24 protein-coding genes are annotated in these 21932 nt (G+C 75.3%); 12 read left to right on the top strand and 12 right to left on the bottom strand.

Annotated features, from left to right (window positions below):
* Positions 1-212 precede the first annotated feature (212 nt).
* On the top strand, positions 213-1607 hold the full coding sequence (locus ACIA8O_RS31430) for a DUF4241 domain-containing protein (protein ID WP_396297386.1): 1395 nt from the start codon (positions 213-215) through the stop codon (positions 1605-1607).
* 28 nt (positions 1608-1635) lie between these two features.
* Here ACIA8O_RS31430 and ACIA8O_RS31425 read toward each other — a convergent pair whose 3' ends face one another.
* Both ACIA8O_RS31425 and ACIA8O_RS31420 read right to left on the bottom strand, forming a co-directional pair.
* Positions 1636-2658, bottom strand: coding sequence for an endonuclease/exonuclease/phosphatase family protein (locus ACIA8O_RS31425; protein WP_396297385.1), 1023 nt, complete (start codon positions 2656-2658; stop codon positions 1636-1638).
* On the bottom strand, positions 2655-3236 hold the full coding sequence (locus ACIA8O_RS31420; RefSeq protein ID WP_396297384.1) for a M15 family metallopeptidase: 582 nt from the start codon (positions 3234-3236) through the stop codon (positions 2655-2657). Before ACIA8O_RS31420 ends, ACIA8O_RS31425 begins: the two co-directional genes overlap by 4 nt.
* 159 nt (positions 3237-3395) lie before the next feature.
* Between ACIA8O_RS31420 and ACIA8O_RS31415 the strand changes: the two genes are divergently transcribed.
* From ACIA8O_RS31415 to ACIA8O_RS31405, 3 genes are read left to right on the top strand one after another with little or no spacing between them, the layout of a single operon-like run.
* Positions 3396-4073 (top strand): response regulator transcription factor, encoded by a 678-nt coding sequence (locus ACIA8O_RS31415; RefSeq protein ID WP_396297383.1) that lies wholly within the window; start codon positions 3396-3398, stop codon positions 4071-4073.
* On the top strand, positions 4070-5209 hold the full coding sequence (locus ACIA8O_RS31410; protein WP_396297382.1) for a sensor histidine kinase: 1140 nt from the start codon (positions 4070-4072) through the stop codon (positions 5207-5209). Before ACIA8O_RS31415 ends, ACIA8O_RS31410 begins: the two co-directional genes overlap by 4 nt.
* Positions 5210-5252: 43 nt before the next feature.
* Positions 5253-5990: a hypothetical protein gene (locus ACIA8O_RS31405; RefSeq protein WP_396297381.1), complete on the top strand. Its 738-nt coding sequence runs from the start codon at positions 5253-5255 to the stop codon at positions 5988-5990.
* Between the two features lie 84 nt (positions 5991-6074).
* Here the strand turns inward: ACIA8O_RS31405 and ACIA8O_RS31400 are convergent, their stop codons facing one another.
* Positions 6075-6458: a hypothetical protein gene (locus tag ACIA8O_RS31400; protein WP_396297380.1), complete on the bottom strand. Its 384-nt coding sequence runs from the start codon at positions 6456-6458 to the stop codon at positions 6075-6077.
* 150 nt (positions 6459-6608) lie between these two features.
* Here ACIA8O_RS31400 and ACIA8O_RS31395 point away from each other — a divergent pair, with 150 nt between their 5' ends.
* Positions 6609-6731, top strand: coding sequence for a hypothetical protein (locus ACIA8O_RS31395; protein ID WP_396297379.1), 123 nt, complete (start codon positions 6609-6611; stop codon positions 6729-6731).
* 345 nt (positions 6732-7076) lie between these two features.
* Here ACIA8O_RS31395 and ACIA8O_RS31390 read toward each other — a convergent pair whose 3' ends face one another.
* Positions 7077-8168: a VWA domain-containing protein gene (locus ACIA8O_RS31390; RefSeq protein ID WP_396297378.1), complete on the bottom strand. Its 1092-nt coding sequence runs from the start codon at positions 8166-8168 to the stop codon at positions 7077-7079.
* 76 nt (positions 8169-8244) lie between these two features.
* The gene (locus tag ACIA8O_RS31385) at positions 8245-9474 is read right to left on the bottom strand and encodes an MFS transporter (RefSeq protein ID WP_396297377.1); all 1230 of its coding nucleotides are present in this window, start codon (positions 9472-9474) and stop codon (positions 8245-8247) included.
* A 134-nt stretch (positions 9475-9608) separates the two neighbouring features.
* On the opposite strand from ACIA8O_RS31385, the gene ACIA8O_RS31380 reads away from it, so the two are divergent.
* A complete protein-coding gene (locus ACIA8O_RS31380) occupies positions 9609-10556 on the top strand; it encodes a LysR family transcriptional regulator (RefSeq protein WP_396297376.1) in 948 nt (315 codons plus the stop codon).
* A 7-nt stretch (positions 10557-10563) separates the two neighbouring features.
* On the opposite strand, the gene ACIA8O_RS31375 is transcribed toward ACIA8O_RS31380, so the two are convergent.
* Positions 10564-11154: a TetR/AcrR family transcriptional regulator gene (locus tag ACIA8O_RS31375; protein WP_396297375.1), complete on the bottom strand. Its 591-nt coding sequence runs from the start codon at positions 11152-11154 to the stop codon at positions 10564-10566.
* Positions 11155-11309: 155 nt separating this feature from the next.
* Here ACIA8O_RS31375 and ACIA8O_RS31370 point away from each other — a divergent pair, with 155 nt between their 5' ends.
* Positions 11310-12161, top strand: a complete 852-nt coding sequence (locus ACIA8O_RS31370) for an SDR family NAD(P)-dependent oxidoreductase (protein WP_396297374.1) — start codon at positions 11310-11312, stop codon at positions 12159-12161.
* Positions 12162-12241: 80 nt separating this feature from the next.
* Positions 12242-12685, top strand: coding sequence for a hypothetical protein (locus ACIA8O_RS31365; RefSeq protein WP_396297373.1), 444 nt, complete (start codon positions 12242-12244; stop codon positions 12683-12685).
* Between the two features lie 7 nt (positions 12686-12692).
* Here ACIA8O_RS31365 and ACIA8O_RS31360 read toward each other — a convergent pair whose 3' ends face one another.
* Positions 12693-13010: a hypothetical protein gene (locus ACIA8O_RS31360; protein WP_396297372.1), complete on the bottom strand. Its 318-nt coding sequence runs from the start codon at positions 13008-13010 to the stop codon at positions 12693-12695.
* 306 nt (positions 13011-13316) lie between these two features.
* On the opposite strand from ACIA8O_RS31360, the gene ACIA8O_RS31355 reads away from it, so the two are divergent.
* Positions 13317-13538 (top strand): ferredoxin, encoded by a 222-nt coding sequence (locus tag ACIA8O_RS31355; RefSeq protein ID WP_396297371.1) that lies wholly within the window; start codon positions 13317-13319, stop codon positions 13536-13538.
* Positions 13535-14761: a cytochrome P450 gene (locus ACIA8O_RS31350; protein ID WP_396297370.1), complete on the top strand. Its 1227-nt coding sequence runs from the start codon at positions 13535-13537 to the stop codon at positions 14759-14761. The genes ACIA8O_RS31355 and ACIA8O_RS31350 overlap by 4 nt, the downstream gene beginning before the upstream one ends.
* Positions 14762-14866: 105 nt before the next feature.
* Here the strand turns inward: ACIA8O_RS31350 and ACIA8O_RS31345 are convergent, their stop codons facing one another.
* The 4 genes from ACIA8O_RS31345 to ACIA8O_RS31330 are packed head-to-tail and all read right to left on the bottom strand — an operon-like array spanning position 14867 to position 18433.
* Entirely contained in the window at positions 14867-16072 is a 1206-nt protein-coding gene (locus ACIA8O_RS31345; RefSeq protein WP_396297369.1) for an ABC transporter permease, read from the bottom strand.
* Positions 16069-16797 carry an ABC transporter ATP-binding protein gene (locus tag ACIA8O_RS31340; RefSeq protein WP_396297368.1) on the bottom strand — a complete coding sequence of 243 codons (729 nt, stop codon included), beginning with the start codon at positions 16795-16797 and terminating at the stop codon, positions 16069-16071. Before ACIA8O_RS31340 ends, ACIA8O_RS31345 begins: the two co-directional genes overlap by 4 nt.
* A complete protein-coding gene (locus ACIA8O_RS31335) occupies positions 16794-17906 on the bottom strand; it encodes a peptidoglycan-binding protein (RefSeq protein WP_396297367.1) in 1113 nt (370 codons plus the stop codon). The genes ACIA8O_RS31340 and ACIA8O_RS31335 overlap by 4 nt, the downstream gene beginning before the upstream one ends.
* Positions 17903-18433 carry a hypothetical protein gene (locus ACIA8O_RS31330; protein WP_396297366.1) on the bottom strand — a complete coding sequence of 177 codons (531 nt, stop codon included), beginning with the start codon at positions 18431-18433 and terminating at the stop codon, positions 17903-17905. The genes ACIA8O_RS31335 and ACIA8O_RS31330 overlap by 4 nt, the downstream gene beginning before the upstream one ends.
* A gap of 160 nt (positions 18434-18593) precedes the next feature.
* On the opposite strand from ACIA8O_RS31330, the gene ACIA8O_RS31325 reads away from it, so the two are divergent.
* On the top strand, positions 18594-19250 hold the full coding sequence (locus tag ACIA8O_RS31325; RefSeq protein ID WP_396297365.1) for a response regulator transcription factor: 657 nt from the start codon (positions 18594-18596) through the stop codon (positions 19248-19250).
* The gene (locus ACIA8O_RS31320; RefSeq protein ID WP_396297364.1) at positions 19247-20413 is read left to right on the top strand and encodes an ATP-binding protein; all 1167 of its coding nucleotides are present in this window, start codon (positions 19247-19249) and stop codon (positions 20411-20413) included. The genes ACIA8O_RS31325 and ACIA8O_RS31320 overlap by 4 nt, the downstream gene beginning before the upstream one ends.
* A 67-nt stretch (positions 20414-20480) precedes the next feature.
* On the opposite strand, the gene ACIA8O_RS31315 is transcribed toward ACIA8O_RS31320, so the two are convergent.
* On the bottom strand, positions 20481-21626 hold the full coding sequence (locus tag ACIA8O_RS31315) for a DUF3103 family protein (RefSeq protein ID WP_396297363.1): 1146 nt from the start codon (positions 21624-21626) through the stop codon (positions 20481-20483).
* Positions 21627-21932: the final 306 nt, after the last annotated feature.

Below are 21932 nucleotides of genomic sequence, written 5' to 3'. Positions count from 1 at the left end.
TTCGGGGCCACCCCCACCACCCAGTGTGACCCCGCCCCGGCCACTCAGCGAGACCTCCCTTGGGACGCCCGCACCGTGCGCCGCCGCCCGTCACCCACGGTGACCGGCGCGGCCCCGGTGCCCGCCCTCCCCGCCCCGCCGTCACCGCTGTCGGTGGCCGTGGCTACGGTGGCGCCCGTTCGAGGATCACGCGGAGCGCGGCAGGGGCGGGCATGACGGCTGGGAGCGGGACGACGGTCGAGGTCGGGTACCACGAGGGCTGGGATCCGGTGGCCCGGGCCGGCGTCGGCCGGCTGCCGGAGGCCGAGGCCCGCCGGCGGGACGGCGCGGGCGAGCCGTACGCGGCCCTGCTCACCGTCCACCGGCGGCCGAAGGCGCTGTTCCTGGTCGACTGGCGGCACGGCTACCTCGGGCTGTTCCTGCTCGACGGGGCGGCCCGGCGCGACCGCGAGTACGAGTACCGGCAGCTGGAGCCGGGCCGACTGCACCTGAGGCGGTATCAGGAGTGGCGCCACGCCTCGGACTCCGGCCCCGAGCACCCCGAGGGCGGCCGGTGCTTCACCGTGACGGTCCGTCCGGACGGCCGCGCCACCGTGGTCCTGGCCGGGGACGGGTCGATGTCCGTGCGCGCCGAGGTCCCGGCCGGGCACCGCTCGGCCGCCAAGGCGGAGTTCGGTGCCTGGACGGCGTACGCCGACGCCACGCTGCTCGGTCTGCGCGGCCCGGTCGACCTGGTGCCGGCACCGTGGGACGCACCCGCCCCGGCGGCCCCCGCCGCACCCGGCTGGGCCGCGCCGCGACCGCTGGCCCCGCGCCACCTGGAGGCGCTCTTCACGCCGGGGAGCCGCCTGGCCGACGAGGAGGAACGCGTCGCGGTCGTCACCGAACCCGAGCCCGTCGGCCTGCTCCATCTGCCCTCCGGCGCCGTCACCGCCGCGGACCCGGGCACCACGGGCGAGCACGAGGACCCCTTCACCGTCACCGTGCCGCCGGGCGACTACCCGGTGCTGATCGCCACGATGCGCTGGGAGGGGGAGGACTGGGGCGAGACCCCGGCGGCGATGCTGCGCATCACCGACCGGCCGACCAGCACCTGGGAGCTCGCCCTGCGGCCGGACCAGGACGGCCGGCTGCTCGGGGCCGGCCAGTACTACGGGTTCGGCGTCGACACCGCCATGGGCTGCTTCCTCGACGCCACCGGCCGCGCGACGCTCCCGGAGCTGTTCCACCAGCAGCACCGGGACCCCGGGCTCTGGGGCGAGGGCGCGCCCGCCGCCGTCGAGGTCCAGGACCCGGCGACCGGCACCAACCTGATCGCCTACGCCAGCGGCACGGGCGACGGGTGCTACCCGGTGTGGATCGGCCGGGACGCCGACGGGGCGGTCACCTGCTTCGTCGCCGACATGCTCGTGCTCCACCACGCCGACGCCCTGCCGCCCACCGTCCCGTCCCCCGCCGTGACCGTGCTGCCCTACACGCCGGTGGCCGACGACCGGCGCGAGGCACCGTTCACCAGCCCCGGCGGGACGGCCGGGTTCCTCGCGGCCCGGATCGCCGAGGTCGTCGAGGCCGAGGCCGAGGCCGCACGCCGGCGGTGCCTGCCCTGACCGCCCCCGCGCCGCCCCTGACCCACCGTCACGGCCGGAGCCGTCCCGCCAGGGGGAGGTGGTCGCTGGCGGTGGCGGGGAGGGTCCAGGTGTCGGCGGACAGGCCCCGGGTCAGCACGTGGTCGATGCGGGTGACCGGGAAGGCGGCCGGCCAGGTGAGGCCGAAGCCGGTGCGGGCCAGGGTCAGCTGCTCGGTGAGCGGGGCGAGGGCGTGGTCGTCGGGGGCGGTGTTGAGGTCGCCCAGCACCACCACCCGGGGCAGCGGCTCCGCCGCCACCGCCTGGGCGAGGGCCGTGATGTTGCCGTCGCGGTGGCCGGTGACGAAGCCGGTGAGGTGCGGGCGGACGGAGTTGAGGTGGGCCACGTAGACCGCCAACGGGCCGAAGGGGGTGCGGACTTCGGCCCGCAGGGAGCGGTTCCACCCGGGGTCGATGACCAGCCGGCCCGCCTCCGTGAAGGGGTGGCGGCTCCACAGGCCGACGGTGCCGGAGCGGGTGTGGTGGGGCAGCTCCGTGCCGAGTGCGTCCCGGTACGCGGGCCAGGCCGCCTCCGTCACCTCCTCCAGGGCGACCAGGTCGGGGTGGGCGGCCAGCAGGGCGCGGGCGGTACCGGCCGGGTCCCGGTTGCCCTCCATCACGTTGTGGGTAACCACCGTCAGACCCTCACCGCCCGCCGCCTGACCGGCCGCCTGACCGGCCGTCAGCAGCGGCCCGAACATCACCGTCCACACCACCGCGAGCAGCCCCGCCGCACAGGCGGGCGCCGGCGCCCGCCGCAGCGCGGCCCACCCCAGCAGTCCCACCGCCACCACCCCGCTCCACGGCAGCACGCTCTGCCACAGGCTGCGCAGTCCGAGGCCGAGGTCCGGCAGCTGCCGGTGCCCGGCGAGCGCGAGCGCGGTCAGCACCCCGAGCCCCGCCGGGCGCAGCCCCCGGCGCCACCGCGGCCGCACCTCCTCCGCACCGGGGGCGTCCTCGGGGGAGTTCTCCAGGGCGTCCGCTGGGGCGTCCTCGGGGGCGTCCTCGGGAGCCCGCACCGTGTCCGCGCTCATCCGGCGGCGTCCGGGAGCATCGCCGGGCAGGCACCGCCCGGGGTGGTGAGCAGCTCGTAGTGCCAGACCTCGTTGGAGTAGACCTGGCAGAGCCCGTAGCGCGGGCCGTACTCGGCCATCCAGTACGCCGCGTCGGTCGGCCCGACGTCCACCGCCTTGCCCGCCACGTGGGTGGACGAGTCCGGCGTGTTGACGAACCGTCGGGCCCGGTCCAGGGTCCCGTGCTCGACCACCGCCCGGTCCAGCAGGCCCTGCTGGTACGCCCGGCTGCGCCAGCCGGAGGTGACGGTGATCTCGATGCGCTTGGCGCGGGCGTCGACGGCGGCCTTCTGCAGGGCGGCGAGCAGCGCCGGGTCGAGCTTGCCGACCGCCGGGGCCTGGGTGTCGAAGGGGCTCAGCCCGGCCCCGGCGGGGACCGCCCCGTCCTCCGGCCCGGCCTCCCCGCCACCGATCATGGCGGTGATCCCCCGCAGACCGGCCGCCCCCGAACCCGCCGCCCACACGCCCAGCGCGCCCAGCACCACCAGCGCGACGACTCCCACCGCCAACCGCCGCCTGCCCACCCGTCGCACGCCCATCCCGTACTCCCGTCCTCGTCGGTCCGTGTTGCCGGGAACCAGTCGACCGGGGGCGGTGTTGCGAGGACGTACGCGCGGGCCGATACGTTTTCGATACGTCCGATGAGGTCCAATGGACCACGCAAGCGGACATGAGCGGCACAGACGGGAGAACGGCACGTGCGGGTCCTGGTGGTCGAGGACGAGCTCTACCTGGCCGAGGCGGTGCAGGCCGGGCTGCGGTTGGAGGCGATCGCCGCCGACGTGGTGGGCGACGGTGACGCCGCGCTGGAGCGGCTCGCCGTGCACGTCTACGACGTGGTGGTCCTGGACCGGGACATCCCCGGCACCCACGGGGACGAGGTCTGCCGGATCATCGTGGAGCGCGGCCTGGGCTGCCGGGTGCTGATGCTGACCGCCGCCGCCCGCCTGGGCGACAAGGTCGGCGGGTTCGAGCTCGGCGCCGACGACTACCTGACCAAGCCCTTCGACCTGGCCGAACTCGTCGTCCGGCTGCGCGCGTTGGCCCGCCGCCCGGCCGAGTCCGCCCCGCCGGTGCTGGAGCAGGCCGGGCTGCGGCTGGACCCGTTCCGCCGCGAGGTCTACCGCGACGGGCGCTACGTCGCGCTCTCCCGCAAGCAGTTCGCCGTCCTGGAGGTGCTGATGGCCGCCCGGGGCGGGGTGATCAGTTCGGAGGACCTGCTGGAGCGGGCCTGGGACGAGAACGCCGACCCGTTCACCAACGCCGTCCGGATCACCATCTCCAGCCTGCGCAAGCGCCTCGGCGACCCCTGGGTGATCCAGACCGTCCCCGGCGTCGGCTACCGCTTCGGCCTGCCCGAGGAGGGCGTCCGGTGAACCCGCCCGCCGGCACCCGCGCGAGGCCGCGCCGCCTGACGGCCCGGATGCGCCTGACGCTCAGTTACACGATCTTCACCGTGGCGGCCGGGGCACTGGCGCTGGCGGTCATCTACGTGGCCATGAAGTACATCCCCAACTACCCGCTGACCTCCTCCAACCCGCGCTACCGCTCGGACGCGCCGTCCCGTCAGGAGATCCTCGAATCGCTGCTGGCGGCCGGCGGCTACGCCCTGGCCCTGATGACGGCGGTCGGCCTGGTCGGCGGCTGGTTCATCGCCGGGCGGGTGCTGCGGCCGCTCCAGGACCTCACCGGGGCGGCCCGGCGGGCCGCCGCCGGGGCGCTCGGCCACCGGGTGGCGCTCAGCGGGCCGCGGGACGAGTTCACCGAACTCGCCGACGCCTTCGACGAGATGCTGGAGCGGCTCCAGCACTCCTTCGAGGCCCAGCAGCGCTTCGCCGCCAACGCCTCCCACGAGCTGCGCACCCCGCTGGCCGTCACCCGCACCATGCTCCAGGTCGCCGCCGCCGACCCGGGCGGCCAGGACTGGGGCCGGCTGGTCGCCCGCCTCCAGGACACCAACCAGCGCGGCATCGAGGTCAGCGAGGCCCTGCTCCAGCTCGCCGACCTCGACCAGTCCCCGCCCGAACTGGCCCCCACCGACCTGGCCGCCGCGGCCCGGGAGGCCCTGGCCACCGTCCGGGACGAGGCCGCCGCCCACGCCACCACCGTCACCGCCTCGCTCGACCCGGCGCCCACCACCGGCAACGCGGTGCTGCTCCGTCAGGCCGCGCTCAACCTGCTCCACAACGCCCTGCGCCACAACCACCCCACCGGCGGCACCGTCACCCTCACCACCGGCCCCCACCCGCGGCACCCCGACCGCGTCCGACTGACCGTCACCAACACCGGCGCCCCGCTCACCCCCGAGACCGTGGCCACCCTCACCGAGCCCTTCCTCCGCGGCCGCGGCCGCACCGCCGCCACCGACCCCGCCCGCCGCGGCCACGGCCTGGGCCTCACCATCGTCAGCGCCGTCACCACCGCCCACCACGGCCTGCTCACCCTCACCCCGGGCCCCGGGGGCGGCCTGCACGTGACCCTGGACCTGCCGGCGCTTCCCCGCCCTCGGTAGGGACGGCGGCTCTCGGCGGGTCACGCCGCAGTAGGCTGACGCGGTGCTGCTCCCCACCGTCCCCCGCACCCGCCTGCGTTCCGCCGATCAGCCCGCCATCGAGACGCCGTTCGGTCCGTTGACCTTCGCCACCTCCGTCGGGAGCACCGGCCTTCCGCTGCGACCCGACGAGCAGTTCCACCTGCCCGGCGACCGTACGCTCGCCCGCTGGGTGACGCCCGAGGCCCGCGTCGAGCTGCTGCTGACCCCGTACGACCCCGAGCTCGACCCCGGGAACTGGGGCCCCCTGACCGGCTGCCGCGCAGCGGTCTGGCGGATCGACGCCCTCGTGCCGCTCGGGCGGGTGCAGTTCTCGGCGGGACTCTCCGAGCCGCTTCCGGAAGGCGCCGACGGAGGGTACGACGGGGGGCAGGTGCTGGCCGCCGTCACGGTGGAGGACGAGACGACCCGGCTCACCATCGGGGGCAACGACGAGGAGGCGATCTGCTGGGCCGCCGAGGCGGGAGAGGCACCACGCCGGTGGGCAGCGCTGATGGACGAGGTGCACCGGTCCTCGTTCAGCGGGTGGGGCGTGGACTACGTCCGCTCCAAGGGCATGTCCTGGACGCTGCCCCCGTTGGAGGCCGGCGACCACTGTGAACTCCCCGTGGTGGCGGCCTGGGCCCCGGCCGCCGACGAGACCGCCAACACCTGGTACGCCGTCATGCCGTCGCCGACGGCGCTGCTGGAGCAGGTCACCGCTGAACCGACCGAGCGGGCCGACGCTCCGGACCAGGGCTGATCACGGTCCGGGCCGGCGGCGTGAACGCGGTGGCGTTCAGCCCCGACGGAGAAGGCGGTCCACCTGTCCGCCGGGCCCCGAGGATCAGCGCGGGTAGGTCCGGAAGCGCGCCTTGCGCAGCTCGGTGAACCGGGCCACCTCCCCGAGCCCGTCGTCCAGCCGCTCGTTCTCGTACGAGGCCGGGACGAGGCCGGCCAGGTGGTCGCGCAGGCCGAGGGCGCTGTGCCGGGCCCGGTGCCAGGCACCGGTCTCCTCGTCCTGCCCCGGGGCCGCGAGGTGGGCCAGGTCCTCGAGCGCCTCGGCGAGCCGGTCCGCCGCCTGCCGGACGGCGGCGGCGACCTCGACCAGGTCGGGGTCGTCCAGGCCCGGGTACGAGCGGTGGTGCCGGGCCGCGGTGGCGAACATCCCTGCGGTGTGCGCCAGTTCGTGGGCGAGATGGGTACCGAGGGGCTGGTCGAGCTCGGTCACGCGTCGCTCTCCTGTGGTCGGGGGCGGGGCTCCTCAGGAGACGATCATCGGGGCAGGGGCACCGGCCCTCAACGGGTTTACCGGCCCGGGCCGGGCCGCTACGTCGGCGACGGCGGGGGCGGGGAGCTGACCGGGGCGAGCGGGCAGGGCATGACGGCGATGATGCTGCGGGCCGAGGACTGGGCAACCAACGACGCCCACTCCCGCGAGGACGGCTGGCCGGGCCCGTACCTCCCGTCGCTCTCCGCCGCCGTCGCGGCGGCCTCCGTCTGAAGGCCTCCGTCTGAAGGCCCGCCACCTGGGTCGCCGTCAGGTCCGGTGGCCGGCGGCCTCCCTGGACGGGCGGCGGCGCCCTCTGATGGCGGTCGAGGCCCGCTACGCGCCGGAGCAGCGTGAGGAGTTCGTCCTGATCTGCCCCGCGATCGGCCAACTGATCGACGAGGAGTCGCTCCGGAAGGTGACCCGCTCTTCGTGGACGGCGGCGAGTCGGGCGAGCCGGTCCGCCGCCGGGTGGCGGCGGACGCGGTCGCCTTCTTCCGCCGCACCCTGCTGGAGGTGCACCTCCACTGAGCCGGACCGGGCCGGACCTGACCGAACCGACCGGGCCCGGCCGAACCGCTACAGCATGACGAGCAGCTTGGTGCCGGCCACCAGCTTGCGGTTGACCGAGGTGGACTGGACGAAGACGGTGTAGGACGGGTTGTCGCCCGGCTTCACGGTGGTGTCGGTGGCGGGCAGGCCCAGCAGGCGGCGGGCGGCGGGGCCGGTGAAGACCCGGCCGGTCATCCGGCCGGTGGCCGGGTCCTTCTCGGCCACCGCGAGCTGCTTGCCGGCCTGGATCTTCTCGCGCTTGGAGAGCTCGTAGAAGGCGCAGCCGGTCTTGTACGGGTGCCCGGCGGCCGTGACGAACTGACGGATCGGCAGCTGCTCGTCGACCGGGACGAGGATGTACTTGCCGGCGTCGAGCGCGTCCAGGCTGGCATTCACGTCGGCGGCGTTGAGGTCCTGGCCCATGGCGAACAGGTTCTTGGTGCCGCGCACGCCCTGCTCGCGGCCGCGCAGGAAGCTGGTGGCGGCCGACTTGACGGTGCCGATGGCCTCCTCGACGCCCTTGGTGGAGTCGGCGTCCCAGATCGCGATGTTCCCCGCGGGGAAGCCGTACTCCTGGGCGGTGCGCTTGGCCAGCGAGTTGGGCACCAGGATCGCGGAGGTCCAGTGCTCGGGGAGCTCCTCCATCGCGGTGTGGATCCGCTCGGTCCAGGAGCGCAGCACGGCGGCGCCCTTGGCGGCCTGCATCCGTACGTGCATCTTGCCGGTCTCCGAGCAGCCGGAGGCGTTCTCCTCGCCGTCGGTGACGACGACCTGGAGGAAGGAGTGCTCGCCGTAGCCCTCCCAGATGTTCTTCAGGTCGTCCACGGATTTCACCGCCGCCTCGATCAGCGCGGTCGCTCCGTTCTCGACCCGGTAAAGGCCCTTCAGCGAGGGCAGGTGCTTGACGTCCATGTCCCAGACGAGATTGTGCACCTCGTGGTCGAATGCGTAGAGGCTGACCCGCGTCTCGTGCCCGAGCCGGTCGGACTCCTCCTGCAGACCCTTCACGAACTCGTCCACCACGCGGATCAGTTGGGCCTCGTGCTGCTGCATGGAACCCGACTTGTCGACCACGAGGGAGACGTGGTTGACCTTGTGCTTGATCCTGTTGACGGACATGCGGAGCCCCCAATTCGACAGTGCAATGAAAACAGAGCGGCGGAAACGCGATTCGGGCGCCTTTCCGGCGCTCCCTTCAGCGTTGGTTCCACCTTACGGCCGACCACTGACAGAAACGCCTCGTCGAATTCCCCCGCGAAGGGAGCAGCAGCGGTGTCACCAGCACCACCGCACCGGCCAGCCCGAGCGCCGTCCTGACCCCCACCACACTGCCCAGCACGCCCCAGCCGGCCGTCAGCAGGCCGGTGGCGAGGCGGGTCGTCACCGACCAGGCCGTCAGGACCCGGACGGTGTGGCCGGGCCCGGTCCGCCGCAGCCGCCAGGTGGCGTGCAGCGGGTTGAAGACGGCGCAGCAGACGATCAGCCCGAGTTCCACCACCGTCACCACCACCAGCCCGCCCGTCCCCGGGCCGACCAGGACCAGGCCGAGCGGCCAGAGCGCGCGCAGCGTGCCGGCGGCGCGCAGCACCCGGTACTCGCCGAGGCGGGCGGCCAGCGGGCGGGCCAGTCGGGCGCCGAGCAGGCCGCCGAGGGAGGGCAGGGCGAAGGCGAGGCCGTACTGCCAGGGGGCGAAGCCGAGCTGACCGAGCATCAGCACGGCGAGCAGCGGCTCGGTGGCGGTGACCAGTCCGTTGAAGAGGGCGGTGTGCAGCAGCAGGGGCCGCAGCACCGGGTCGGCCAGGATCAGCCGCCAGCCGTCGAGCAGGTCCCGCCGGTGGGTGGCCTCCGGACGGGGCCGCACCGGCTCGCGGCCGCCGATCGCGCCGAGGCCCAGGGCGGAGAGCAGGTGGCTGACGGCGTCGGCCGCCACGGTCGCGACCGGGCCCAGCAGGCCGACCAGGGCGCCGCCCAGCGGCGGGCCGACCGCCGTGGCCGTCCAACTCGTCGCCTCCAGGCGGGCGTTGGCGGCCAGCAGCTCGCCCTCGGGCAGCAGGGTGCGCAGGTACGCGCCGGAGGCCGCGCGGAAGGTGACCTCGGCCGTCGCCACCAGGGCCGTGACGCCGAGCAGCCAGGGCAGGGTGAGCGCGCCGAGCGCGTACCCGGCGGGGACGGTCAGCAGCGCGGCGCACCGCACCAGGTCCGCGGCCACCATGACCGGCCGCTTGCGCCGGTGCTCCACCCGGGCCCCGAGCGGCACGGCGGCCGCGGCTCCGGCCAGGGCGGCGGCCGAGGAGAGCAGGGCGACCTCGGCCGGCCCGGCGTGCAGCACCTGGACGGCGATCACCGGGAACGCGCCGAAGGCCAGCCAGGTGCCCAGCGCGCTCACGCCGTACGCACCCAGGAACCACCCGAACCGACGCCCCATCGGACCACACCCTCCGCCCGGCCCGCACAACCCGCGGGCGACCTCGGACATCAAAAGTGTCGGGATCCCCGGGGGTCAAACAACGATCCGGCCCCGAGCCACAACCAGTGGTTGTTCCCGTACAGTGACGGACCATGGACCTCGACACCGTCCGCACCTTCGTGGCCGCCGCCGACGCGGGGCGGTTCCAGGAAGCCGCGAGCGAGCTGACACTCACCCAGCAGGCCGTCTCCAAGCGGATCGCCGCACTGGAGCGCAGCCTCGGGGTGCGGCTGTTCACCCGCACCCCGCGCGGCGCGGAGCTGACCATCGACGGCCGGGCCTTCCTCCCGCACGCCCGCGAGCTGCTGCGCGCCGCCGAACGCGCCCTCGCCTCCGTCCGCACCGGCCGGCGCGCGCTGCGGATCGACGTGCTGAACTCGCGCGGCGCGGGCTCGGGCCTGATGCGCGGTTTCCACGGGGCGCACCCGGAGACCGAGTTGGACGTGCTGATGCTGCTCGGCATCGAGGAGGCGGTGGCCGCGATCCGCTCGGGAGCGGTCGACGGGTCGTTCCGCGCGGTGGCCGCACCGGGCCACCCGCTGCCCGAGGACCTGCGCTCCGTCCGGGTGCTCGACGAGCCGCTGCTCCTGCTCACCGGCCCGGACCACGCGCTGGCGCGCGCCCGGTCGGTGACGCTCGCCGAGCTGGCCGCGCACCGGATCTGGATGCCGGGCCTGCTGCCCGGCAGTGAGTGGGCCGCCTACTACGCGGAGCTGTCCGCGGAGTTCGGCCTCACCATCGAGGCGACCGGCCCCAACTTCGGCTCCGACGTCCTGCTGGACACCATCGCCGACACCCCGGCCCTGGCCACCTTCACGGGCGGGCACACCCGGCTGCTCTGGCCCGCCGGGCACGACCTGCGCCGCATCCCGGTCACCGACCCGACGCCCGTCTACCCGCACTCCTTCCTCTGGCACCGCGACAACGCCCACCCCGCCCTGGCCGCCCTGCGCGCCCACCTGGCCGCCGCCTCCCCGGGCCACGACGCCCCGGGCACCTGGACCCCCGGCTGGACTCCCGGCTGGACCCGCGGTCACTGAGGGTCCGTCAGTCCTGCCGCTCCACCCCGTAGCGGAGCCCGTCCAGGATCAGGTCGAGCAGCCGGCCGACCCGCTCGCGCTGCTCCGGGGTGCCGGTGACCTGGGCGACGCCGGTGAGGCTGAGCCCGACGTCGAGCGCCTCCACATCGGCGCGCAGCAGACCGGCCTCGGCGCCCGCCCGCAGCAGCGAGTCGATGGCGGCGCCGAGCCGCTCCAGGGTCTGGGCGTACGGGTCCGCGCCGGAGGCGACGGCCGCGCGGAGCGCGCCGGCCATGCCCTGCTTGGCCGTCAGGTAGTCGATGAAACCGTCCATCCACAGCCGCATGGCCCGGTCCGGCGGGTACTCGGCCAGCAGTTCGGCGGCACTGTCGCAGACCCGCGCCAGTTCGTTGCGGTAGGCCGCCTCGACCAGCTCCTCCCGCCGGGGGAAGTGGCGGTAGAGGGTGGCCGAGCCGACACCGGCGGCCTTGGCGATGGCGTCCATCGGCACGTCCGGGCCCTGCTCGGCGAAGGCGCGGACGGCCGTTTCGAGGATGCGCTCGCGGTTGCGGCGGGCGTCGGCCCGCAGGGGGGCCGGTTGGCTCGGCTGGCTCGGCACGGGCGGTTCCTTTCGTCGGGTGATCAGTCTACTTGGACAAACGGGGAGTCCCCCGGTTACCTTCGGAAGCGAACCGGGGAGTTCCCCGGTTAGCGCCGTCGGCGTCGCCCGCCACGCCCTGGCCGCCCACCACGCCCTGATGGAGTGAACCCCGCATGACCGCCACCCCCGAGAAGACCGTCCTGATCACCGGCACCTCCTCCGGCATCGGCCTGGCCGCCGCCCTCGGAGCCGCCCGGGCCGGCTGGACCGTGATCGCCACCATGCGGGACACCGGCAAGGCCGGGCCGCTCCTCCGGGCGGCCGCCGAGGAGGGGCTGGCCGGGCGCGTCCGGGTCAAGCGCCTGGACGTGACCGACCAGGAGGGCGTCGACGCCTGCCTGGCCGAGGTGATCGCCGAGCACGGCCGCCTCGACGCGCTGGTCAACAACGCCGGCGCCGCCGGGGTGGGCACCATCGAGCAGAGCGGCCTGGACGCCGTCCGCGCCACCATGGAGGTCAACTTCTTCGGCGTGGTGGCGGTCACCCGGGCCGCCCTCCCCCACCTGCGCGCCTCCGGCGGCCGGGTGGCCACCGTGACCAGCGTCGGCGGCATCGTCGGCCAGCCCTTCAACGAGGCCTACTGCGCGGCCAAGTTCGCCGTCGAGGGCTTCATGGAGTCGCTCGCCCCCGTCGCCGCCACGGTGGGCGTCGGCGTCACCGTGGTCGAACCGGGCGCGGTGGCCAGCGAGTTCGTCGCCAACCTCGGCCTGGACGTCCCCGCCCTGCTGGACCAGGCCGGCCCCTACGCCCCGGCCCTCCAGGCGTACCTGACCCGCACCCGGATCTCCTTCTCCAACGCCCAGTCCCCCGCCGAGGCCGCCGCCCCGGTCGTCGCGGCCCTGACCGAGGAGCACCCGGCCTTCCGCGTCCAGACCTCGCGGTGGGCCGAGGAGTTCACCGGCACCAAGCTGGCCGACCTCGACGGCTCCGCCGTCCAGGACCTCACCCGCACCTGGGTCCGCTGAAAGTCTGGGTCCGCTGAACACCTGGGCCCACTGAACGCCGGGCGGCCGCCGGGGCCCCGGCGAGCGGCTACGGTGCCGCCATGAGACCCGACATGACGCCGGATCAGATGCTGCGGGCCGTGAACGCCCTGGAGGCCGCCTGGAAGCAGGACGAGCGCGCCCTGACCGCCCTGGCCCGGGGCGGGCCGGGCGAGATGGCGCTCGCCCTGCTGGTCGCCCGGTACGGCGCCTACGCGCTGGAGCTGCTGCTGACCGAGGCGCTGGGCCTGGCCGGCCGGCCGCCCGCCGAGCGCGAGGCGCAGCTCGCGACGCTGGAGAAGGGCTTCTCCTCCCGCCTGCTGATCCAGTGGGGCTACCTGCTGGAGAGCTGGGCCCGGACCGTCCCCGACACCCCGGCCGGCAACGGCGGCCTGGCCCGCGCCGCCCTCCAGGCGATGACCGCCGTCACCCGTGACGGCGACCCGGACAACGACGTGCCCGCCCTGCTGGCACACCTTCGGGCGAACGCCTCCGCCCGCACCTGACCGGACGTCACGGGGCGGCGGCCGCGGTGACCAACTCGTGCGCGCGGCGCTGCCGGTCCAGGTAGACCGCCAGCGCCGCGGCCAGCTCCCCCGCCGACTCCAGCGCCTCCGGCCGCAGCTCGGCGACCAGCCGGAGCTGTCCGCGCTCCCGGACCAGGGCCGGCTGCCCGAGGTGGAAGTACCCGGAGTCGGCCTCCAGGTGCAGCGCGAGGTACGGCCCCGCGAGCCGGGCCGCCATCCACTCCTCGTACGGGCCGAGCGCGGACCAGAGCACCACCGGCCCGTCCGGCGCGACGGCCAGGCCGACGCTCGGGCGGCCGGCCACGTCGACGGTGCTGGTGGCGTGCGGGTCCAGTTCGCGCGGCCGCAGTCCGGGGCGGGCGAGCAGGTCGAGGGCGCCCCGGAGGAGAGCGGCGAGGTCGGCGGCGATCGCGGGTCTCCTGGTGTGCGGGGACGGGCGCCGTCATCGTAGGGGCAGGGGGTGACGGCGGCCCCACCCGCCCCGCCATGGGCGGTTTTCCGCCATTTCCGGCACGGCGCGCCCAAGACCTTCGTGTGCGATGGGTACGGGGCTAGAGTGACTTGGTTGCCTAGGGAAACCGATTCACGAGACGGACCGAGGTGCCCGCCCATGCAGGTGACCGTTGATCAGGACCGGTGCTGCGGCTCCGGCCAGTGCGTGCTGACCGCCCCCGCGGTCTTCGACCAGAGCGAGGACGACGGCCTGGTCCGGGTGCTCGACCCGGAGCCCGGGCCCGCCGAACTCCCGGCCGTGCGGCTCGCCACCGCCCTCTGCCCCGGCGGCGCCATCAGCCTCACCGAAGCCCCCGCCCGAAGGAGCGCCACTCCATGAGCATCGACACCACCGCCCCGCGGCCGAGCCGCACCGGCCCCGCCCCCACCGAGCTGCCCGCCGCCGCCGGCCGCTGCCCCTTCGACCCGCTGCCCGCCTACCACCAGGCCGCCAGGACCGCCCCCGTCACCGAGGCCCGGCTCTGGGACGGCACCTCCTGCCACCTGCTGACGGGCTACCAGGAGATCCGCACCGCCCTCTCCGACCCGCGCTTCAGCGCCGACGCCCGGCACCCGGGCTTCCCGTTCCTCTCCCCGGGCCGGCGCGAGCTCACCAACCGCACCACCCCCAGCTTCATCCGGCTGGACGACCCCGAGCACGCACGCCAACGCCGCATGCTCACCGGGGAGTTCATCATCAAGCGGGTGGAGGCGATGCGCCCGGAGATCCAGCGGATCGTCGACGAGGCGCTGGACCGGATGACCGCCGGCGGCGGGCCCGCCGACCTGGTCGCCGAGTTCGCCCTGCCGATCCCCTCGCTGGTGATCTGCCTGCTGCTCGGCGTGCCCTACCGGGACCACGACTTCTTCCAGCGCCACAGCCGCAGCCTGCTGGACCTCACCGCCCCCGCCGAGGAGGTGACCGAGGCCGTCGACGCCCTGACCGCCTACCTCACCGAACTGGCCGAGACCAAGCGGCTCGCCCCGGACGACAGCCTGATCAGCCGCCTGGTCGCGCGCGGCGAGCTCACCATGCCCGAGGCCGCCTCGATGGGCCTGCTCCTGCTGGTGGCCGGGCACGAGACCACCGCCAACATGACCGCGCTCGGCACCCTGGCCCTGCTGCGCAACCCGGAGCAGGCCGAACGGCTGCGCGGAGAGCCGGAGTTGACCAACGGCGCGGTGGAGGAGCTGCTGCGCTACCTGACCATCGTCCACCACGGCGTCCCCCGGGTGGCGCTGGAGGACGTCGAGCTGGGCGGCACCCTGGTCCGGGCCGGGGAGGGCGTGGTCTGCATGCTCTCCACCGCCAACCGCGACGAGGAGCTGTTCGCCGACCCCGACGTCCTGGACATCGGCCGCGACGCCCGGCGCCACCTGGCCTTCGGCTTCGGCGTCCACCAGTGCCTGGGCCAGCCGCTGGCCCGGTTCGAGCTGCGGATCGCCCTCTCCACCCTGTTCCGCCGCCTGCCCGGCCTGCGCCTGGCCGTCCCCTTCGAGGAGCTGGAGTACCGCAGCTCCTCCGCCGTCCACGGCCTGCGGGAGCTGCCCGTCACCTGGTGAACCGTCACCCGGCACGCCACCCCCGGCAGGCCGTCACCCGGCGGGCCGTCACGCACCGCTGCCCGGGCCCGCGTTCCACCACGGGCCCGGGCAGCGCGCCACCGCTCAGGCCGAGCGCAGCGCCTCGGTGGGCGAGGCCCGGGCGGCCCGCAGCGCCGGGTAGATCCCCGCCACGGCGGCCACCACCACCGCCACGGCGGGCCCGGCGAGCAGGGTGTACGGCGGGACGGCGGCCGGCCAGCCCTGGGCCAGGGCGTAGCCGTACACGGTGAGCACGCCCAGGAGCAGACCGCCCACGCCGCCCACGAGTCCGGTCAGCACCGCCTCCAGCAGGAACTGCGCCGCGATCTGCCCGCCGCGCGCGCCGAGCGCCCGCCGCAGGCCGATCTCGCCCCGGCGCTCCATCACGCCCACCACCATCGTGTTGGCGATGCCGACCCCGCCCACCAGCAGGGCCACCCCGGCCAGCGCCAGCACCAGCCCGGTCAGCGCCGACCGGGTCTCGGCCCGGGCCGCCAGCAGGTCGGAGGGCCGGCTGACGGCCACCGTGGCCGGGCTCGCCGGGTCGGCGCTGGCCGCCGCCACGGCCTGGACCTGCGGAACGCGTTCGGGGTGGGCGCGCAGGTAGACGGTGGCGGCGGTGCCGTCCGCGCCGAGGTGGGCGACGGCCTGCGGCCAGCCGACCAGGGCGGTGGTGGCGAGTTCGGGGGCCAGTTCGTTCGGCGCCAGGACGCCGAGGACAGTGTACCACTGGCCGCCCAGCCAGACCCGTTCGCCCGGCGCCGTCACGCCGAGCCGTTCGGCGGTCCGGTCGCCGAGCACCGTGACCGGGAGGTTCTCCCCCGCTCCGTCCAGCCAGCGCCCGCTGCCCATCCTCGCGTGCAGCACCTCCAGCAGGTTCGGACGGGCGGCCAACACCGTGATGCTGTTGGTCTGTTGGGGCGGCACCAGGTCGTTCCGGTAGACCTCGGCCCGGGTGGCGCCGGTCGCGGTGACCTGCTGGACGGGGCCGATGGCGCCCAGCATCCTCTCGGCGGTGGGCGGCAGCGGCACCGGCTGTTGGTCGCTGCCCTTGCCCGGGGTCACGGTGATCAGGTTGGAGCCCAGCTGGTCCAGCCGGCGCAGCAGGTGCTCCTGGTGGGAGCCGGCGATCCCGGTGACCGCGACCACGGCGGCGATCCCCAGCGCGATGCCGAGGGCGGAAAGCGCGGTGCGCAACCGCCGGGTGCGCGGCCCGATCGTGCCGAGCCGCACCAGGTCGGCCGGGCGCAGCCTGACCCGCCGTCGGGCGGAGCGCTGACGGGGGCTCACCCGTCACCTCCGGCGCTCGCGGGGCCGCGTTCGTCGAAGGCGATCCGGCCGTCGTGGATGCCGACCCGGCGGGGGAAGGAGGCGGCCAGGTCCCGGTCGTGGGTGATCACCACGACCGTGGTGCCGTCGGCGTTCAGGGTCCGCAGCAGCTCGACCACGCCCTCCCCCGACGCGCTGTCCAGCGCGCCGGTCGGCTCGTCGGCCAGCAGCAGGGCCGGGCGGCCGACCAGTGCCCGGGCGATCGCCACCCGCTGGCGCTCTCCGCCCGAGAGCTGGTCCGGGTGGTGGTCCAGCCGGTGCCCGAGGCCGACGGAGCGCAGCGTCTCGACCGCCCGCGCCCGGCGCTCGGCCGCCGGGGCGCCGCCGTACAGCAGGCCGGTGGCCACGTTCTCCACGGTGCTGAGCCCGGGCAGCAGGAAGAACTGCTGGAAGACGAAGCCGATCCGGTGCGCCCGCAGCGCCGCCAGTTCGGCGTCGGACAGTCCGGCGAGGTCGCGCCCCTCGAAGCGCAGCCGGCCGGAGCCGGGCCGGTCCAGGGAGCCGAGCAGGGCCAGCAGGGTGGACTTGCCGGAGCCGGACGGGCCGACCACGGCGAGGAGTTCACCGGCCTGGACGGTCAGGTCGACCCCGTGCAGGACGCGCACCGGCGGGGTGCCCGGGTACTCCTTGCCGACACCCGACAGCTCCAGCACCGGAGCCGTCGACCCATGTGCTTCGAGGCTCACTTGGGGATCACCACCTGGGCACCCGCTGCCACCTGACCGGTGATCTGGGCCTTGGCGTCGGCGATCAGGCCGAGCTGCACCCGGACCAGCCGGGTGGCGCCGCCCTCGGAGACCCGGACGCCGTAGCCCCCGCCGTCCAGGGCGAGCAGGGCGGTGACGGGGACGATCAACGCGTTCTCGGCGGTGTCGCCGACGACGGTGACCGTCACCGGGGAGGGCCCGGCCTGCTGGGCCTTCTCCTGACCGTCCAGCACCAGGACGGCAGTGGCCTTCGCACCCGGGCCGTCCGATCCGGCGCCGGGTTTCTCCTCCCCGTCGGCGGAGCCGCGCACCAGCGAGCGGACCCGGCCGTCGACGGTGGTGCCGTCGGCCAGCCTGATCCGGACCCGCCCGTCGGGCTTGAACCGGGAGACCTGGTTCTCGGCGGGCTGCACGGTGACGACCAGGTCGGTCCGGGTCACGGTCAGGACCGGGTCGCCGCCGACGGCCGAGCCGAGCCGGGTGCCGAGCTGCTGCACCCGCACCGCCTTCTCCGGCAGCATCACCACGCTGCCGAGCGCCACCGTGCCGGTCTCCCTGACGCCCAGTGACTTCTGCCAGCGCTTCACGGCGGTGGCGGTGGCCGGGGTGAACGCGCGGTCCGCGGTCAGACCGAGGCCGTGCGCGAAGCCGAGGTCGATCAGGTTCCGCTTCAGCTGCTCGACGTCGGGCCCCTCCGCGGCCCCCGGGCCCAGGTCGCGCCAGAGCGGGCGCTGACCGGTCATCAGCACCACCGGCTGTCCGTCGGTCTCGTAGAGCCGCTCCCCGGCCCTGACCACCGAGCCGACGGCGGGCAGTGCGGTGAGCACTCCCTTGCCGGCGGCGGCCACCGGGACGGGCGCGTCGTGCACCAGCGTCCCGGTGAGCTGGATGCCGCTGGAGAGCGACCCCTGCTCCACCGTCACCAGGTCGAAGGCCACGGCGGCCCGGTCGGACGCTCCTCCGCCGCGCTCCCAGGGCCCGGCCAGCGCGGCCGCGGTGCCCCCGGCCGCGACGACGGCCACCAGCACCGGGACGGCGATCCGGCGCCGCCGGTGCCCGCGGGTCCCCTCGCTGCTCGCCACGCTCACTCGCCGATCCGGTAGCCGGGCATCGGGAACTGCGGGTCGCAGGCGCGGGCGGCGGCGTCCCACTTGGTGCCGTCGAACACGGCGCGCGGGACCACCACGATCCCGTCCTTCGGGTCCGGGTCCGGCATGTCCGGGTAGCCGTTCTTGCGCGCGCAGGCCACCCACTTGCGCCCCATCTCGACGAACTTGGCCTTGCTCGCCTGCTGCACCTGGTGGATGCCGGGCACCTTCTCGTCGCAGATCCGCGTGGCGTTCTCGTAGCCGGGCGGCAGGCCGGAGTCGGTGCGGGCGGCGGGGAAGCCGATGTTCCCGTCCTTGTCCTGCTCCACTCCGGTCTGTCCCTGCTTGTGCATGCAGTCCACCCAGGCGCGGCGCACCTGGTCGTCGTCCTGCGGCTTCGCCCGCCCCGAGCCGCCGGCCCCGGCGACCTCGGGCGCCGCGCTCCCGGACGAGCACCCGGCCGTCAGCAGCAGCGCCGCGGCGGCGGCGGCGATCCACCGCGCGCCCGTCCTCGAAGGGCTGTCCATGTCCACTCTCCCTGGCAGTACTCACGGATGACGTCCACCAGGTCTACGGAGTCCGCGGTGAGCCCCCCGTGACTGCGCGCCTAACCGGCGGCTAACGCCCCGCCCGGCAGGCTGGGGCAGGGAAGCCGGAAGCGGCAGGGCGAACGGAGCGGAGCGGGTCATGCGGGTGCTGATCGTCGAGGACGAGCGGGAGCTGGCCGCGATGCTCGCCGAGGGGCTGCGCGGCGAGGGCATGCTCTGCGACGTCGCCCACGACGGCCTGGAGGCGTTGCGGCGGACCGGCGAGGCCGACTACGACGTGGTGATCCTCGACCGGGACCTGCCCGTGCTGGGCGGCGACGCCGTCTGCCGGGCGCTGGCCGCCGCCGGGCACCCGGCCAGGATCCTGATGCTGACCGCCGCCGGCTCCCTCTCCGACCTGGTCGAGGGCCTGGGCCACGGCGCGGACGACTACATGGCCAAACCCTTCTCCTACCTCGAACTGGTCGCCCGGCTGCGCGCCCTGGGCCGCCGCACCGCCGGGAACCGCGCCCCGGTGGTGCTCAGCCGGCGCGGCGTCAGCCTCGACACCGTGCGCCGGGTCGCCGAACGCGACGGCCGCCCGCTCCAGCTGACGCCCCGTGAGCTGGGCGTACTGGAGGAGCTGCTGGCCGCCGACGGCGCCCCGGTCGCCACCGAGGAGCTGCGGGCCCGGCTCTGGGACACCGCCGTCGACCCGGCCACCACGGCCGTGCGGGTGACGGTGCACGCGCTGCGCCGCAAGCTCGGCGAGCCGCCGCTGATCGTCCACGACCCCGGCTTCGGGTACCGGCTGTGAAGCGCGCCGACCGCCCTTCCCGCGCCGGCCGCCTCCCGCTGCGCGGACGGCTGGCCCTGGTCACCACCGGGGTGTTCGCGGTGCTCGGCTGCGGGATGCTCGCGCTCAACTGGCTGAGCGCCCGTCAGCTCATCCAGGCCAACCGGGACCTGCTGCGGCCCCTGCCGGATCCCGTGCTCCCCGAGCCCCTCCCGTCGGGCGGCATCCCGGCCGCCGAGACCACCCCCGCCCAGGGCTTCGAGGACTTCCGCAGCACCATCCTCTCCGACCTGCTGAGCCGCTCCCTGCTCCTGCTCGCCGTCTTCACCGTGCTCGCCGCCCTGCTCGCCTGGTGGGCCGGGCGCCGCTCGCTGGCCCGGCTGCACCAGGTCACCGCGACCGCCCGCCGGATCAGCGCCGACCGCAGCCTGGACGAACGGCTCGCCCTGGACGGGCCGTACGACGAGATCCGGGAGCTCGGCGACACCTTCGACGCCATGCTCGACCGGCTGGGCCGGAGCTTCACCGCGCAGCGCCGGTTCACCGCCCACGCCTCGCACGAGCTGCGCACCCCGCTGACCGTGCAGCGCACCGCGCTGGAGATCCCGCTCGCCCAGGGCCGGGTGCCGGCCGACCTGCGGCCGGCCGTGGAGCGCGCGCTGGCCGCCAACGCCCGGACCGAGAGCCTCATCTCGTCCCTGCTGACGCTGGCCCGGGGCGAGAGCGGCACCCTCCGCCCGCGCCGCACCGATCTGGCGGAGGCCGCCTCGGCGGCGGTGCGCGAGCTGGCCGGGGAGGCCCGGGACGGCAGTGTCGCCCTCACCGTCTCCGCGGGGCCCGCGCCGCTGGACGGCGACCCCGAGCTGCTCCGGCAGCTGGCGCTCAACCTGCTGGCCAACGCCGTCCGCCACAACCACCGCGGCGGCACGGTGGAGCTCACCACCGGCTCCGCCGACGGCGCCGCCCTCCTGACGGTCACCAACACGGGCCCGGTGCTCGAACCGGAGGAGGTCCCGGCCCTGTTCACCGCGTTCCACCGGGGTCGCGGCCGGGCCGGCGGCGCGGCCGGCTCCGGGCTCGGCCTCGCCGTGGTCGAGGCCGTCGCCACCGCGCACGGGGGCACCGTGACCGCCTCCGCCCGGCCCGGCGGCGGCCTCACCGTCCGGGTCCGACTGCCCTCCTGACACGGCGACGGCCCTTGGGGGACCGCCGCCGGATCAGGGTCAGCGCCGGATCAGGGCCGGCGCCGGATCAGAACTGCTGGACGTAGTACGGCTCGACGGTCATCCAGCCGTTGCCCCGGGCACCATTGAGGCGGCCCGAGCTGCTCCGGGCCAGGGTGTACCAGGACTCCACGTAGTCCGGGTCGTCCACCCACCAGGAGGCGGGCATGGCGCCCAGCACCGCGTTCACCAGCGGGATGTACGCGCCCTGGTCGGCGATGGTGAGCAGCACGGCGGCGATCGCCTGGGCGAGGGCCAGGTAGTTGGTGTCGCCGTCGTCCTCCATCAGGACCACGTCGGCCAGGTTGTACTTGTAGTTCGACCAGTTCACCAGGATCTGGTTCGGGTAGTAGGTGGAGCCGTCGTACTGGAGGTACGGCATCGCCACCGAGTCGACCCGGACCTTGCCGTCCAGCCCGAAGCCGCTCACCAGCGCGAACATCTCGGCCGCGCCCTTGAACCAGGGCTCCTCGTCGTCCGACACCCGCACCGACGTGATCTTCGTGCCCCACCAGCCGGAGGCCAGGGACTGCGCGGTCTCCGCCGGGGCGATGCCGCGGCTGCCCAACTCCCGCTGCAGCACGGCGATCCCGGCCGTCAGGGTCTTGGCCGAGTCCAGGTCGACCAGGTACACCGGGCGGGTGGGCAGCCGGTCGGTGGCGAGCTCGTGGGCCCTCCCGGCGCTGTCGTAGGCGCGCACGGTGCGGGCGTGGTCGTCGGTGACGGCGGTCGCCACCAGCGGCGCGGTGCCGGCGGCCAGGGCCGGCCGCATCGAGGGGTCGGCCAGCTGGACCCGCAGCAGCGGGCCGAGGTCGGCGCCCAGGCCCTTGGCCGAGGCGATGCCCCGGTCCGCCGTGGCGGTGGCCTCGGCCAGTCCGCGGGCGGCCGGGCCGTCCGCGGCGGCCGCGAGCGGGGCCAGCGCGGCGGGGGTGTCGGTGGCGGCGGTCGCGGCGCGCAGCCGCTCCCGGACCGCCGGGTCGGCGAGGGCGGCGGCCAGGGTGCGGGCGACCCCGTCCTCGATCGCCGCGACCCGGGAGGCGGCGGCCTGGCCCGCCGGGGCGTGGGCGGGGAGCGGTGCGGGGGCGGCGAGCGCCTGGCCCGCGCCGAGGGCGAGCAGGGGCAGGGCCGCGAGGGTGGCGGCGGCGCGGCGCAGGCGGGTGTGACTGCGGGGCATGCGGGATCTCCAGACTCGTCGGGTGAGGGCGTCGGAGCGGAGGAGCAGCGCCGGGGATCAAGAACGTCGGCGACATGACAAGTGAAGGGCCAACCCCGCCCGGGTTCAAGCCCCAGGACGGCGAACGCCCGTTCCGTAACACGTGAACGCGCATAGACGCGCAGTCGACCGGGCGCCCGTCCGGGCCGGCCGGACAACCCTCCCGTTGTCCGGCGCGGAGCCCCCGCGACCGCCCAGAGCCTGTCTGACAATTCGCGTCGGATCAGGCCGGGTCGTCCGGTGCGTGCGATCGGCGTGCGGCCGGGA

The organism is Kitasatospora sp. NPDC051853 (genome assembly GCF_044452665.1).
Lineage (GTDB): Bacteria > Actinomycetota > Actinomycetes > Streptomycetales > Streptomycetaceae > Kitasatospora.
This window is presented reverse-complemented; position numbering and strand designations above follow the sequence as displayed.

What these genes read in the sequence shown, in the direction of transcription:
- ACIA8O_RS31380 (WP_396297376.1), top strand. Translation starts at nt 9,609, where the DNA reads ATGGACCTCGACACCGTCCGCACCTTCGTGGCCGCCGCCGACGCGGGG.
- ACIA8O_RS31365 (WP_396297373.1), top strand. Translation starts at nt 12,242, where the DNA reads ATGAGACCCGACATGACGCCGGATCAGATGCTGCGGGCCGTGAACGCC.
- ACIA8O_RS31420 (WP_396297384.1), bottom strand. Translation starts at nt 3,236, where the DNA reads ATGGGCGTGCGACGGGTGGGCAGGCGGCGGTTGGCGGTGGGAGTCGTC.
- ACIA8O_RS31395 (WP_396297379.1), top strand. Translation starts at nt 6,609, where the DNA reads ATGACGGCGATGATGCTGCGGGCCGAGGACTGGGCAACCAACGACGCC.
- ACIA8O_RS31350 (WP_396297370.1), top strand. Translation starts at nt 13,535, where the DNA reads ATGAGCATCGACACCACCGCCCCGCGGCCGAGCCGCACCGGCCCCGCC.
- ACIA8O_RS31325 (WP_396297365.1), top strand. Translation starts at nt 18,594, where the DNA reads ATGCGGGTGCTGATCGTCGAGGACGAGCGGGAGCTGGCCGCGATGCTC.
- ACIA8O_RS31370 (WP_396297374.1), top strand. Translation starts at nt 11,310, where the DNA reads ATGACCGCCACCCCCGAGAAGACCGTCCTGATCACCGGCACCTCCTCC.
- ACIA8O_RS31330 (WP_396297366.1), bottom strand. Translation starts at nt 18,433, where the DNA reads ATGGACAGCCCTTCGAGGACGGGCGCGCGGTGGATCGCCGCCGCCGCC.
- ACIA8O_RS31425 (WP_396297385.1), bottom strand. Translation starts at nt 2,658, where the DNA reads ATGAGCGCGGACACGGTGCGGGCTCCCGAGGACGCCCCCGAGGACGCC.
- ACIA8O_RS31390 (WP_396297378.1), bottom strand. Translation starts at nt 8,168, where the DNA reads ATGTCCGTCAACAGGATCAAGCACAAGGTCAACCACGTCTCCCTCGTG.
- ACIA8O_RS31355 (WP_396297371.1), top strand. Translation starts at nt 13,317, where the DNA reads ATGCAGGTGACCGTTGATCAGGACCGGTGCTGCGGCTCCGGCCAGTGC.
- ACIA8O_RS31315 (WP_396297363.1), bottom strand. Translation starts at nt 21,626, where the DNA reads ATGCCCCGCAGTCACACCCGCCTGCGCCGCGCCGCCGCCACCCTCGCG.
- ACIA8O_RS31385 (WP_396297377.1), bottom strand. Translation starts at nt 9,474, where the DNA reads ATGGGGCGTCGGTTCGGGTGGTTCCTGGGTGCGTACGGCGTGAGCGCG.
- ACIA8O_RS31430 (WP_396297386.1), top strand. Translation starts at nt 213, where the DNA reads ATGACGGCTGGGAGCGGGACGACGGTCGAGGTCGGGTACCACGAGGGC.